Source organism: Psychrobacter sp. ASPA161_6, assembly GCF_051970285.1.
GTDB classification, from domain to species: Bacteria; Pseudomonadota; Gammaproteobacteria; order Pseudomonadales; family Moraxellaceae; genus Psychrobacter; species Psychrobacter glaciei.
In genome coordinates this window covers 169391-183533 of record NZ_JBEFNJ010000004.1, presented here as the reverse complement: position 1 = coordinate 183533, position 14143 = coordinate 169391, and the positions used below count along the sequence as shown (strand labels likewise).

Sequence of the window (14143 nt, the reverse complement as noted above, 5' to 3'; positions counted from 1 at the left end):
CTTGGGTTAGATTCAGCTTATCGGCTACCTGGGGTTGGGGTGGTTAGATAAGGGAATACTGAGTCAAATTCGGTCGCAGGTTTTAGCGCACCATCAGTGAATAGACCTTTACCGGCTTTAGCATCCTCAGGCACACAAGTGACGTCTGCAGGCAATCCAGCATGACATAAAGCACCCATAGACACTCTCAACGCAATGTCAGTGACATCATCACCAGGACGTCTACCGTTTGGAAAACCTGCCACATCTTTAGCATTAGCACTTGGGCGACCATCGTTCTGACCTGGAATAATACTAATCACACCCAAATCATTTTGATTGGCAGCTGCAACAGCAGGCGTGCTAGTGTTAAGTCGTAACATATCTGCCGGCACTTGTTTTGGATTAGCAGGTTTGTTGATAGTAGGAACACCCGTTAAAAAGGCAGTGATTAAATCTTGACGAGGGAAGTTCGTTGGCGCTACTGCACCCGCATCTCCATACAAAGTTTCAATCAATGCTGGAAGCGTGGGGTACTGGACGTAGGGAGCAAATTTCGCTAAATCGTCTTTTGGCTCTGACGCATTGAATTTATCTTTATCTTTAAGTCCAATAACCACTTCATTGACTAATGGCATACCTAGTCGTGACACTTGCGTCCATGCACCGCCTTTTTTGGCCGTTGTGCTGATACCAGAAGCAGGATTGCCATTTACCAAGGTTGCTTGACGCACGCTAGCCGTTGTCCAAGCACCGATGACAGGATCGTTACCAGTCGCGTTGACTAAGCAAGCTTTAGGGACTTCCATGGCAATAGAAGTAATGTTTTTATCTGCCAGAATGTTAGTACCACCATTACGTGCACCTAATGGGTTTAGGTTGATTAAATCAAACACTCTACCCAAGTCGATTGCAAAGCTCTCAGCACGTTGACCAACGAATACTTTACCAGTACCACAGCTACCCAAGTTTAACGGTTTAATGAAGCTGCGTGCATAGGTAGGGTAGTCAGCAAACGATTTGGTACCGATATAGTCAAATGGTTTTTTGAAATTGCCCAAATCAGTGCGTGAGCCACTACGGCGATCGCCTTTGACCATCGTGACGTCATAGCTCTCACTGGTTTGTACGTTAGCAGCAACCGAAGCATCACCAGCGTTGGACAAAGGAATGGCGACCTTTGCTGTCGATGGGTTGCCATCTGAGTCGATTTCGATACTGTTTAAGTTTTGGGTAAAGTCAAACTGGAAGGTAATATCTTCGACAGCATCGCCGTTGTTATCGATATGGATTTCATACAAGGCATCGTCGTCTAATGCGAAGTAATTAGGTCCACCGTAAGCGTCTTGTAGCGGTAGATAGTTGGCAATAATCGTGACGTAATCGGCTCGATTATTTTCATAACTATTGAACATATAAAAGTCAGTGGCATCGACTTTAGGGGTTTTGGTAATTGAAGGGGCTTCACGGTGACTAGAGGCGACGGCGCTTGCGCTAACGCATAGAGTCATGGCGGCTATTAGAGCCTTTGTGGTGTGTTTCATACGGATCCTTGTAGAAAAACTTAAGTGATAGAGGCTGTGAAAATTTTATAGCATATGAACTTTGATGAATTCAATTAAATTCTAAAGTTTGATTAATTAAATTAAATAGTGTCCTTACCAAGTTCATTTAAACTATACACTGAATTAGCTCAAATTATTAGAACTTTTATCGGTTTTATCATACCAGTCGTCGGTTTTTTACAAAAAACTGTTTTGAAAACAATATCAAAGCAGTTGTACTAAAGTCAGTAACTATCGCCTATAATCAGTTCAAAATCAAGAGGGTGTATTAAAATAAGAAGGTTTAATCAGTGAAAAATAATATCGATACATCACGCACTGCTGATATCAATTTTTCTTGCTTGCTATGCCTGCGCAGACAGAGGCTTCGAAAATCAATCCCAGCAATGCTATGTTCTTTTTAAGCTGTGTTCTTTTTACATCAAATCGACTATAGAACCTATTTTGCAACGTGCTTATCCTTTCAATAACGGGTTCGTGATTTATTGAGGCTTAGGGGCATCGGGTTGCATCATAGGGTCAGCATCTGCAAAGGCTTTTAGCGTGCGGCAGTGGGCATCAATAGCGACGACGTTGGGATAAGCACTGAGGTCTACTTTAAAACGGCGAGCAGAAGAAACCTGCGGAATCAAATAGCAATCTGCAAACGTAGGGCTGTCACCATAGCAGAATTGTCCGCGATGATTATCCGCTGCCAAACGTGTTTCTAAAGCGGCAAATCCTTCACTGATCCAGCGATTGCACCATGCAATGACATTTTTTTTGTCTACTGATAACTCATTACGTAAATATTGTAAGATACGGCGATTGTTAAGCGGATGAATGTCGCAACCAATCATGGCGCTCAACGCGCGCACATGCATACGTCCAGCAGCATCTTTAGGCAATAATGGCTGCTCAGGGTAGACGTCTTCTAACCACTCCAAGATAGCTGGACTTTGGTATAATAGTAAGTCATCGGCTTGTAATACTGGCACCAATCCTTGCGGGTTAATCGCTTTAAAGGCAGTCTCTAACTGCTCATCTTGTGCCAAATTGATTGCGATATCGTCGTAATCTAAACCTTTTAGGTTCATAGCGATACGAGTACGGTAAGAAGTGCTGCTACGAAAGTAGCCATAAAGTGTCATCATTGTTAATTCCTTTTATTATGATATGTTGTGAATGTTCAACACGTCCTAAAACAAGCGTGATGATGCTAAATCTTCATCCCGACTTTAAATTGACATTTAACTAAGTAAATTATTCATTGAGCAAATCATGCCAGCAGCCAAAACCCTTTTAGATAGTTCTGTCACCAGTAAAAACCAAAGTGGCGTCCAGTCGCTTGAGATTGGGCTATCGATTCTAGATGTGCTGATCGATCGCAATGAGCCTATGATGCTAAAGGATATCGCTGAAGCCATGCAAATGCATCCGGCGAAGTGTCATCGCTATTTAGTCAGCCTCATTCGTAAAGACTATGCTCGTAAGCTCGATGATGGTCGCTATGGTCTTGGCGATAGAGTGAATACATTGGCATCATTAGGACATACTGGATTCAACCAAAACAATCTTTTGGCACGTCTCACGCAGGTGGCTAATGAGATTAAAGACACCCTAAGTTGCGGGGTACAAATCGCCAAATGGTTTAGTGAAGGCCCTATTATCATTCAGTCGGTTGAGCCAGACAGTCCAATCAGTATCATTACTCGCATCGGTTCACGTATGCCACTGACGACATCGGCGACAGGGCAGTTATTTGCCAGTTATCAACCTGATGTTGTCATTCAGCCATTGGTTAAGGCCGAATGGCACACGAGTGATGCTGCAGCAGAGATGTCAGAGAAGTGGCAACATTTTACTCAACTGCAAGCCAAAATTCGTACTCAAGGCTATGCAACAGTGACGGGCGATATGCTCATGGGCATTAATGCCATTACGATTCCTGTTATCTTACCGCAGCTTGCCAGTAGCGCTGCTAATTCATCTGCGATTAATGACAAAATTGCTAGTGAAGCGCTACCGTTAGAATACGCCATTACTATCATTGGAACCACAGAGCAGTTACCGATGAGTGAGCAACATAACGTGGTTGAGCAAATACTGGCGATAGCACAGCGTTATCAAATAGCGTAGCCAGTATGTGATTCTATAAGCTAGCTGGCTATCGCATCAAAAGATTTATTTTCGAACATCCTCTAAACCATACAGGCACTACTGGCCGCTTTTGCTTTTTCGTATACGTTGTCAGCGTCTAGACCAGTGGCATTCACTTCATCTAGGTAATGCTGAGAGCCCTCCATTAATGGGCCTCTCCAATCTGGGTCGTTGAGTGGGTCAGGGATATCAATCATAATATCGCCTTTTTCTTTAGCAGCAGCCATCGCTTTGGCATTGCTGACGTCAAATACTTTAGAGATATGCGCTGCCAGCTCTGCGCCAGAATTGTCATCAATCACTTTTTTGAGGTCATCAGGCAAGCTGTTATATTTATCTTTGTTCATACTGATCACAAAGGTGGAATTATAAAAAGGGATGTTGGTGTGCGTATTGATCAGCTCATCAAGGCGAAACGCTTGAATGGGTTGCCAAGTAAAGCTGAGCCCGTCAATGACACCGCGCTGAAGCGAGGTATAAGTATCACTGGCAGGCATGCCGACAGGTGCAGCGCCCGTCGCCTCAATAATGTGGCTCGCAACCGCAGAAGGTTGGCGAATACGCAGACCTTTCATATCAGCTGGCGTGCGAATCGGTTTATCAACGGTATGAAGCGCGCCTTGTCCAGTGCCTATCAGCGCTAACAAGTGAGTGTCTTCGTATTCGTCTTTAATGACACCCTCGTCATATAGTTTATGAAGTATACAGCTCTGCTGCTGTGCAGTATTTGTGATGCCTGGCAACTCTACGATTTGAGTCAAAGGGAATCGTCCTGCTGTATATCCTTGTGCTTGCATTCCAATATCTACACTACCTTTCGCCGTAGCGTCATAGGTAGCCCCCGGTTTGCTGAGCGTCGCAGAAGGGTATATCTCAACCTTTAAGCGGCCTTTTGAATCTGCTTCAATTTTCTTCGCCCATGGCTCTAATGCTTCGGTGTTTATATTGTCAGTAGCAGTCATGAAATGCGAGAATCGCAACGTCGTTACTTCACCTGCATCCGTAGATGCGCTGACCGCTTGATCGTTATTGGAGCAGCCAGTCATCGCAATCGAGGCAGCCAAGAGTATTCCTAAAGGGGTTTTTACTTTCATCATCGAATCCTTTCATGATGGCTAGATATGGTTTGCTATTCACCGACAGGCGCTATTTCGCGTGCTTCAGCCAGCTCTTCACTATGCAAAAACTGCGTATGTGCTGGGGCGCGTTTGGTACGAGACCACTCATCTAGCATGTCTTGCTTGATGGCGTCTGTAATCATCGAGACTTTGTCTTCTGAGGTTGGATCGTCATAAGTCAGCTCAAGACGATGCCCATTGGGATCAAAGAAGTAAATAGAGTGAAAGATGCCGTGATTGGTCACGCCAATGACGTCAATGCCACCTTGTTCTAAATGCTCTTTGGCAATCAATAGCTCATTACGGTCTTTGACCTTTAGCGCCAAATGCTGCACCCAATTTGGGGTATTTGGATCAAAGCCCATTTCAGGTTGGTTGGGTACTTCAAAGAAAGCCAATACATTGCCACTACCAGCATTCAAGAAGACATGCATATAGGGGTCAAAGGCTTTGGTTGAAGGCACATGGTCTTCTGCGAATGCTAAGATGAAATCCATATTCAAATGCTTTTGATACCATTCGACGGTTTCTTTGGCATCTTTGCAGCGATAAGCCACATGATGGATTTTCTCAATTTGAAAGCTCATATCAAACTCCTTTTGATAGGGCGTAAATTTCATATTAATAGACAAACTGTCAGTACTTATAGACTGTACATCATTGTTGTCTGACAGTTTAAATCTACTTTTACGCCTTTTTTATATGCGGTTATTATTTATCAAAATCAAAGCTAAGCGCGGGTATTACTGTGCCGCGTACTTCACCAAATCCAACACGAATGCCGTCTTTTTCGCTATAGCCTTTCATAATGACGGTGTCGCCATCTTCGATGAAGCTGCGCGTCTCGCCACCATCAAGCGTGACAGGTTTAGTCGCATTCCAAGCAATCTCTAGCATCGAGCCATAAGAGTCTAGCGTTGGCCCTGAAATCGTCCCTGAGCCCATCATGTCGCCGACTTCGACTTTGCAGCCAGTGATAGTGTGGTGTGTCAATTGCTGTGCCATTGACCAGTACATATATTTAAAATTGGTCTCACAAAGAATAGTAGCCGTCTCCGCATTTTCAGGCAGTAATTCAACCGATAGATGGATATCAAAGCTGTTATCGCTCGCTTTTTCGTTCAGATAAGAAAGTGGCTTAGGTTCTTGTGTTGGGCAAGTCGTTTTAAACGGGGCCAATGCATCCATGGTGACAATCCAAGGGGATACTTCAGACGCAAACGTCTTAGCATTGAATGGACCTAAAGGCACGTATTCCCATTTTTGGATATCTCGTGCCGACCAGTCATTGAGCAGTACCATACCGAAGATATGATCAGAGGCCTCATCTACTGCGATTGGTTGACCGATATTATTGCCTTTGCCAACGACAAATGCAGTCTCTAACTCAAAATCTAAACGCTTACAGGCAGAAAAAATAGGACGGTCATCAGGGTTGGGCTTTAGCTGGCCTGATGGACGTACGATATCCGTCCCGCTAACGATGACGGTGCTGGCGCGTCCGTTATAGCCAACAGGCATTTCAGTCCAGTTAGGTAGTAGGGCGTTGTTTGGATCACGGAACATAGTTCCGACGTTGGTGGCATGCTCTTTAGAAGAATAAAAATCGGTAAAACCGGGCACTCGAACAGGTAAATGCATGGTGACATCTGCTTGTTTAAACAGCGCCTTTTTTTGCAAGTCTGCATTGTCACGCAAGTCGCTATTGTCGCTAGACAGTAACGTTTGAATGGTGGTACGTGCCTGCGTCCAATTGTCTCGACCAGAATCAATAAAAGCATTCAGAGTAGGCTGATCAAAATAAGGGCCACCTTCCAAACTTAATAACCCTTCTGTCTCCAGTACGGACAAATCCAGTACATGCTCACCGATGGCAACACCTGCACGGCGCTTGTTATTACCAGCAGCGTCTTTGGTCTCGCTAAAAATGCCATAAGGGAGATTGTGGATTGAAAAGTCAGAATCGGGGGTGATATCGATAAAAGAGGTGAGGGTGCTGTCAGTCGTTGACATGATTTGCTCCTTGCTAATATAAATTTATGATTACGTTATAATTAACTACTTACGTATAATGTAATTTATTGATATGTGGATTGCAAGTTTTTTGTGCAATGGCTTGGCGCTATACCTGCTATAAAATTGATATCAGCAGTGCGTGATGTATCGATATTACTTTTCACTGACTGTATTATTATTTTTACTAATTACACCAAAATGGAACACAAAAAAAGGCTGAGCAAGTGCTCAGCCTTTTTATCAAACCACATTTTTAGTCGTGTGATTTAATCAGTCTTTTAGAACTTTTACCATGGCATTGGCCACGTAATCAATGTTGTTGACGTTTAAGCCTGCCACACACATACGTGAGTTAGATACCATGTAGATACCAAATTCGGTTTGTAATTGCTCGATTTGCTCAACTGTCAATCCGGTAAAGCTAAACATACCGTTTTGACGAGTAATATAATCAAAACTACGCTCAGGAAGTTTAGACTCTAATACCGATTTGAGCTTTAAGCGCATGGCTTTTATACGGTCGCGCATGCCATAAACCTCACTAACCCACTGCTGGTATAGTGCGTCATCATTCATGACGATATCGACCACACGTCCGCCATGCGATGGGGGACTGGTATAAATACGGCGAACGATGAAATTTAACTGACCAAAGACGCGTTCGGTTTCCTCTACGGTAGGGCAAACAACAGACAGACCGCCGACACGCTCTCCATACAGAGACAAGTTTTTCGAGTAGGAATTGCTCACGAATAATATGAGATCCATATCAACCGCTTTACGGATAGCATAAGCATCACTGTCCACATCCTCGCCAAACCCTTGGTAGGCAATGTCCATAAAGGGAATCAGCTCACGCTGTTTTATCACCTCTAAAACTTTATCCCATTGCGCTTTGGTCAAATCCATACCTGTTGGATTATGGCAGCAAGGGTGCAACAGTACGATATCTTGTTTATTTAAAGTTTCAAAAAAACCGATCATCTCATCGAATTTGATGCTACTGCTGGCTTTATCGTAGTAGGGATAAGTGCCCACTTCTACATCGCAGCCTTCAAAAATGGCGATATGGTTGCTCCATGTCGGGTCGCTGACATAGCACTTTGACTGCGGGAACCACTGATGGATAAACTCAGCGCCAACTTTTAATGCACCTGAGCCACCGAGGGTCGCTATCGTAGCCACACGACCATCAGTTAACACTTGAGCATTTTTACCAAACAGTAAGTTTTGGCAAGCGCTACGATGACCAGGCAATCCTGCCATTGGTAGATATGGACGCGCAGAGATAGGATCTGCGATGCGTTCTTCGGCTGTTTTTACACAGTCCAGTACGGGCAGTACCCCTTCTTCATCGTAATAGATACCGATGCCCAAATTGACTTTATTGGGATTGGGATCAGCAGAAAACTTGTCCATAAGCCCTAGGATAGGGTCACCAGCATAATATTCTACACTTCTAAACATTCTGTATCCTTACAAAAAATATGAGTCGCGAAGCCAAAAAGCATAAATCAAATGGATAATTAACTCAACGTAAGATTTAGTCACATTGACTGACGACAAGCCAAATAATCTATAAAACGCTTAAAAAACACCAACATGCCCTATTTATTTTTTAACTATATTTATGGTTTGCGTCAAGGATTGAATAAACTTGGCTTACGTACTATGTAAATTAAGTATTATGCAAATTAAGTATTGTGCAAACCATCAAAGTGATCATTAAAATACGTTTGTAAAAATTGCTTGAAAGCAATAGTGGCAGGGGATAGCGCGCGTGAGGAGCGTTGATAAATAAAGAACTGTCGCATCTTAACAGGCTGGGACAAAGGTCGCATTTGCAAGCCGTTGGCACTGACCCAGTCGATAACCTCAGGCATATAGGGCAAACATAGAGTAATGCCAAATCCTTGACGGGTCATCTCAAGGGCGGTAGACATAAAATTCACTTTATATCGTGCCTGCTGGATATGGCTGGCGATCTGATCGTCCAGTTCTGCTGTCACTTGTTCAATGAAAGGACCTTGCAGCGTGATGAGCGGAATGTCTAATAAATCTTGCCACGTTATCTCACGTTTTCGCGCTAACGCATGGCTGTCAGGCATGACCACACAAAATGGCAGCTGATATAACAAATCAGCGTTGACATCGTCATCAGTCTCCATAAAACCAAGCTCAGTACCGACACCCAAATCGACTTCGATGTCTTGAATATGTCTAAGTAAGTTTTCTGCTGAACAGTCCAATAACGACACGCCAATCTCGGGGTGTTGTTTGGAAAACTGGGCGATGACTGCTGGCATGGACGAGGCTGCGAACTGCGAAACGGCCAGCCGTACTTGACCTTGCGCCAAGCTGGTCAAACTACTCGCCTCATTTTCGAATAGCTGCATCTCATTCAAAATACGCCGTGCTTGCGGCAACAAATGCCGTCCAACTACCGACAAAGACAGCTGACGGGTAGTACGGTCAAATAACACAATACCGAGGCCAGATTCTAATTCTTTAATCAATCCACTAACGGCAGATTGGGTCAAATGCATCTGATCGCTGGCACGAGTAAAGCTACCGTTGTCAGCGACTTGGATGAAAGCGGTGAGTTGGCGAATGCTGATATTCATAAGTAAACCTGATAAATAAATCATAAAAAACAATTAGTCTTATAAATAAACCTAATCTAATATAAATGCATCGTCAATAAGAATTATTGATTGAGAGTGCTTTCTCATGATTAAGAGTGCTTTCTCATACTGTTTTTATGATTTTTAGACCACCAATTGAAATTAAGGATGATTACAATGGCAGATTTATTTGAAAATCCAATGGGCTTAAATGGGTTTGATTTTGTTGAATTCGCATCACCTAAACCGGATGCTGTCGAAGCATTGTTTAAACAGCTTGGCTTTGCACACGTGGCCAATCATCGCTCAAAAGACGTTGCGCTATACCGTCAAGGTGACATCAACCTTATCCTGAATCGTGAGCCAAAAAGCCAAGCCAGTTACTTTGTAGAAGAGCATGGTGCGGGTGCTTGTAGCATGGGTTTTCGGGTGCAAGATTCCAAACAAGCCTACGAGCGTGCCATCGAGATGGGCGCGCAGCCAATAGACGTACCAACGGGTGTGATGGAGCTGCGCCTTCCTGCTATCAAAGGTATTGGCGGTTCATTGATTTATCTGATTGACCGTTACAAAGATGGTGAATCTATCTATGACGTCGACTTTGAATTTTTTGCTGATGTAGACAGAAACCCTGTCGGACACGGTTTCAAAGTCATCGATCATTTAACCCATAACGTTTACCGTGGTCGCATGGCCTATTGGGCAAACTTTTATGAGCGTGTCTTTAACTTCCGCGAAATTAGATTTTTTGACATCAAAGGTGAATATACGGGTTTGACTAGTAAAGCCATGACAGCGCCTGATGGCAAAATCCGTATCCCGCTAAATGAAGAAGCCAAGCAGGGCGGTGGTCAGATCGAAGAGTATTTGATGCACTTTAACGGTGAAGGTATTCAGCATATTGCTTTGGCTAGCGATGACTTGTTTGCCAGTATCGATAAGCTAAAAGCGGCTGGTATTCCACTCATGACCGCACCAAATGATACTTATTACCAAATGCTGGGCGAGCGTCTACCGGGTCATGGCGAGACTGTCTCTGAGCTACAGATGCGCGGTATCTTGCTCGATGGCACGACTGAGGGTTCTGTCCCACGTCTGCTGTTACAGATTTTCTCTGAAACTATTTTGGGCAGCCCAGTGTTCTTTGAATTCATCCAACGTAAAGGCGATTACGAAGATGGTTTTGGCGAAGGTAACTTCAAAGCCTTGTTTGAATCTATCGAGCGTGACCAAGTGCGTCGCGGCGCGGTTGGTCAGCCACAGACTGAAACGCCATAATTTACGCTACATTTAGAAAAGCTCATAAAAAAACGGGCAGGATGAAAGTAATTTGTCTTGCCCATAATGAGCTCTGCACTTTGTAATGTCGTGAAGCCAATGTGATGGTTCAATCATAATTGAAAGCGACTAACAACATTTAAAGCGCTAACTGCAATAAAAGGAACACAGGCATGGAACGCCTATCACATATAGATTCTCTTAATACTACCATCGGTGCCAATAGTGTCGCTTCTAAAACACCAAACAATGATGCTGCTAGCCACGATGACTCTACGAATAAAAAGAGTGATTCTACTCCGAAAAAACAACCTTATGTGTCGCATCAGCCAGACAGTCATGGTCATATTCACTATAGTGACGATGAAAATGGCATGTGGCAATCGTTACTTGAGCGGCAAGCCGAACAAATACCCAATCGTGCCTGCCCAGCCTATCTAGACGGTTTGAAAAAGCTGGATTTGCCCGCCACCCGTATTCCACAGCTGCATGATATCGATGAGGTATTGCAAGCGACTACTGGTTGGCAAACTGCTGCTGTTCCTGCGTTAATAAGCTTTGGTAAGTTTTTCAAATTGCTTGCCAATAAATCCTTTCCCGTTGCAACTTTTATTCGTCGATTTGATGATATGGACTATATTGAAGAGCCTGATATTTTCCACGAAATCGTTGGACATTGTCCGCTACTGACACACCCTGCATTTGCAACTTTTAATGAGACTTATGGCAAGCTGGGTCTCAATGCCAGCAAAGAAGAAAGATGGTTTTTGGCACGGCTTTATTGGTTTACCATCGAGTTTGGTTTGGTTGGACAAAATCAAGATAACCGTCGAATCTATGGCGGTGGCATCTTAAGCTCACCATCTGAGACCATTTATGCGCTCAATGCTAGTTCTGAGCAGCAAGCAGAACCTCGTTCTCAACATAAGCCCCAGTCTCAACCAGAGCATCGAGCGTTTGACTTACTTGATGTACTTCGTACTCCTTATCGTATCGATCATATTCAGCCGATTTACTATGTCATTGATGATTTGGATACGTTATTCGATATCGTTAATAGCGACATCATGGGAATGGTCAAACAAGCCATGTCACTGGGATTGTTTGAGCCCGCTTATGCGGCAAAAAATGCTTAATACATGGTTGGGAAGCACAGCATTATTTAAATCATGTAGCAATATGAACAGCGTCAACACGGACGTATATTTACTAAAAAAAACGATCAACATAAAAGGAAATTATAATGACGACATTATCACAAGCCAGCTGTGAAGCCTGCCGTATTGGTGCACCAACAATTGAGGATACTGAGGCAAGCGAGCTATTACAGCAAATTCCAGATTGGTCATTGATTGACGTCGATGGCATCAAGCAATTACAACGCCAATATAAATTCAAAAACTTCGTCAAGGCGATGGCGTTTGCCAATCAATTGGCAGACATCGCTGAAGCAGAAGGGCATCATCCTGGCATCTTGGTAGAGTGGGGCAAAGCCACCGTGACGTGGTGGTCGCATAGTATTAAAGGGTTGCATCGCAATGACTTTGTCATGGCTGCAAAGACCGATAGCCTATTTGGTAAGTGATGAGGGTAGTAATAAGCATTGCAACTCATTAAACTTGCCACACTCAAAGTCAACCTCTATGCCAGATATAGCTGGCAAGCTAAGGACGTGTGATGCCGCCAAAGATATTAACCCAAATTTCGCCTCAACTTGCTTTTATGATTTCTGCCATTGTCATCGCCATCATGGGTGTCACCATGATTGGCTTTGGCTGGGTACCACATTTATCATTGATTCTCGCTATCTGTGTCTTGCTAGGCATCGGTCTGTTCAAAGGGCTAAGCTTTGATGATATGCAGTCGCAAATGGCATCAGGTGTCATGCGTGGTATCGGTGCCATTTATCTATTTTTCTTTATCGGTTTGATGGTCGCCGCCTTGATGATGTCTGGTGCCATTCCAACGCTGATGTATTTTGGCTTTCAGCTGATTTCTCCTGAGTATTACTATATCTCTGCCTTTGTGCTGACTTCTATTATCGGTATTGCTTTGGGCAGTAGTTTGACCACTGCCGCGACATTGGGCGTGGCTTTTATTGGGATGAGTAATGCGTTTGATGCCAACGTGGCGATTGCGGCGGGTGCTGTGGTTTCAGGCGCGTTTTTCGGTGATAAAATGTCGCCATTATCGGATACCTGTACCATTGCTTCATCGGTGGTGGGTATTGATTTGTTTGAGCATATTCGCAATATGATGTACACCACGGTACCAGCGTGGATACTGACGGTCATTATTTTTTGGTTTTTCTCAGGTCAGACTGCTGGCTCTGATTTGAGTCAAGTGACTATCTTGCAAGGACAGTTGATTGAAAGCGGGCTGGTACAAGGCTATGCGGTATTGCCTTTTGTCGTGCTGGTTGGATTGGCTATCTTTCGCGTCAATGCTATCTATACGATTATCTGTACCATTATTGCGGCACTGATTATTACTTATTTGCACAGCTCACCGAGCTTTGGACAATTAGGTGGTTATCTATTTGCAGGGTATGCGCCCGCTGAATCATTAGAGCTGGGTGAAGTAGGGGGCATGCTATCGCGCGGCGGTGTGCAGAGTATGTTCTTTACCCAAGCGATTGTGATATTGGCACTCAGTCTTGGTGGACTACTAACCGCCTTGGGTATTTTGCCAGCACTGTTATTAGGAATCAAAGACTCATTAACCACATCAGGACGCGCCATATTTGCCGCTGCCATGTCTGCTCTAAGCATCAACGTACTAATTGGTGAGCAGTATTTGAGTATTTTATTATCTGGTACTGCCTTTCGTCCGACGTTCGAGCGTTTGAATTTACATCCTAAGAATCTGTCTCGTACCATTGAAGATGCCGGTACGGTTATTAATCCGCTAGTGCCTTGGAGTGTGTGCGGTGTGTTTATCAGTCAGGCGTTAGGTGTGCCCGTGCTTGATTATCTGCCTTATGCATTCTTCTGTTATTTGTCGCTACTGTTGACGATATTATTTGGCTTTACAGGGGTGACTATCAGTCGAATAGAGAAGCACTAAATCGATAAGAATGTAATGATGTCAGATTCTATTTTTATGAGCTGACTGCTTATGACTATCTCGACATTACATCATAATTATCATCATTGATGACACGCCTCAAATATAGCCTCGTAGTGCAAGCTCACGAGGCTTTTTTAAGTTTTGGGCTGGTGTAGTCAGTGAAAAGTAATATCGATATATCAGCAGTATTGTAGTGTTTTTGGGGTATTTTGAGTTAACTTCTTGTCGTATTCTATATTTTTCGTCTATGAGGAGACGCCCTAGGGTGAGTCTGCAATTCTAGAGCTTGGTTATGTTATCGAGGTTCGATAGTTTTGCTATGGTTAATGTGGTAAATTGCTTGGGCAGCTAAAAT

Annotated in this window: 12 protein-coding genes; 5 read left to right on the top strand and 7 right to left on the bottom strand. The window is 43.7% G+C overall.

The features are described 5' to 3' along the window. Nucleotides 1-17: 17 nt before the first annotated feature. Both ACTQ9T_RS11780 and maiA read right to left on the bottom strand, forming a co-directional pair. Nucleotides 18-1523: a DUF4331 domain-containing protein gene (locus ACTQ9T_RS11780; protein WP_440465190.1), complete on the bottom strand. Its 1506-nt coding sequence runs from the start codon at nucleotides 1521-1523 to the stop codon at nucleotides 18-20. A 503-nt stretch (nucleotides 1524-2026) separates the two neighbouring features. Continuing rightward, nucleotides 2027-2674 (bottom strand): maleylacetoacetate isomerase, encoded by a 648-nt coding sequence (maiA, locus tag ACTQ9T_RS11775; protein WP_440465308.1) that lies wholly within the window; start codon nucleotides 2672-2674, stop codon nucleotides 2027-2029. Nucleotides 2675-2804: 130 nt separating this feature from the next. Here maiA and ACTQ9T_RS11770 point away from each other — a divergent pair, with 130 nt between their 5' ends. After that, nucleotides 2805-3662: an IclR family transcriptional regulator gene (locus tag ACTQ9T_RS11770; protein ID WP_440465189.1), complete on the top strand. Its 858-nt coding sequence runs from the start codon at nucleotides 2805-2807 to the stop codon at nucleotides 3660-3662. A gap of 62 nt (nucleotides 3663-3724) precedes the next feature. Here the strand turns inward: ACTQ9T_RS11770 and ACTQ9T_RS11765 are convergent, their stop codons facing one another. The 5 genes from ACTQ9T_RS11765 to ACTQ9T_RS11745 all read right to left on the bottom strand — a co-directional run bounded on the left by ACTQ9T_RS11765 (nucleotide 3725) and on the right by ACTQ9T_RS11745 (nucleotide 9441). Beyond that, nucleotides 3725-4777, bottom strand: a complete 1053-nt coding sequence (locus tag ACTQ9T_RS11765; RefSeq protein WP_440465188.1) for a TRAP transporter substrate-binding protein — start codon at nucleotides 4775-4777, stop codon at nucleotides 3725-3727. Nucleotides 4778-4812: 35 nt separating this feature from the next. Next, nucleotides 4813-5388, bottom strand: a complete 576-nt coding sequence (locus ACTQ9T_RS11760; protein WP_189585143.1) for a VOC family protein — start codon at nucleotides 5386-5388, stop codon at nucleotides 4813-4815. 124 nt (nucleotides 5389-5512) lie between these two features. Next, on the bottom strand, nucleotides 5513-6814 hold the full coding sequence (gene fahA / locus ACTQ9T_RS11755; RefSeq protein WP_440465187.1) for a fumarylacetoacetase: 1302 nt from the start codon (nucleotides 6812-6814) through the stop codon (nucleotides 5513-5515). A gap of 273 nt (nucleotides 6815-7087) precedes the next feature. Continuing rightward, nucleotides 7088-8284 carry an amino acid aminotransferase gene (locus ACTQ9T_RS11750; RefSeq protein ID WP_440465186.1) on the bottom strand — a complete coding sequence of 399 codons (1197 nt, stop codon included), beginning with the start codon at nucleotides 8282-8284 and terminating at the stop codon, nucleotides 7088-7090. A gap of 227 nt (nucleotides 8285-8511) precedes the next feature. After that, nucleotides 8512-9441, bottom strand: a complete 930-nt coding sequence (locus ACTQ9T_RS11745; RefSeq protein ID WP_440465185.1) for a LysR family transcriptional regulator — start codon at nucleotides 9439-9441, stop codon at nucleotides 8512-8514. A gap of 177 nt (nucleotides 9442-9618) precedes the next feature. Here ACTQ9T_RS11745 and hppD point away from each other — a divergent pair, with 177 nt between their 5' ends. The 4 genes from hppD (at nucleotide 9619) to ACTQ9T_RS11725 (ending at nucleotide 13785) form a co-directional block, all read left to right on the top strand. After that, complete coding sequence (gene hppD, locus ACTQ9T_RS11740) at nucleotides 9619-10719, top strand: 4-hydroxyphenylpyruvate dioxygenase (RefSeq protein ID WP_440465184.1); 1101 nt, start codon at nucleotides 9619-9621, stop codon at nucleotides 10717-10719. A 173-nt stretch (nucleotides 10720-10892) separates the two neighbouring features. After that, complete coding sequence (gene phhA, locus ACTQ9T_RS11735) at nucleotides 10893-11855, top strand: phenylalanine 4-monooxygenase (RefSeq protein WP_440465183.1); 963 nt, start codon at nucleotides 10893-10895, stop codon at nucleotides 11853-11855. A 107-nt stretch (nucleotides 11856-11962) separates the two neighbouring features. Further along, nucleotides 11963-12304: a 4a-hydroxytetrahydrobiopterin dehydratase gene (locus ACTQ9T_RS11730; RefSeq protein ID WP_440465182.1), complete on the top strand. Its 342-nt coding sequence runs from the start codon at nucleotides 11963-11965 to the stop codon at nucleotides 12302-12304. A 92-nt stretch (nucleotides 12305-12396) separates the two neighbouring features. After that, nucleotides 12397-13785: a Na+/H+ antiporter NhaC family protein gene (locus tag ACTQ9T_RS11725; RefSeq protein ID WP_440465181.1), complete on the top strand. Its 1389-nt coding sequence runs from the start codon at nucleotides 12397-12399 to the stop codon at nucleotides 13783-13785. Nucleotides 13786-14143: the final 358 nt, after the last annotated feature.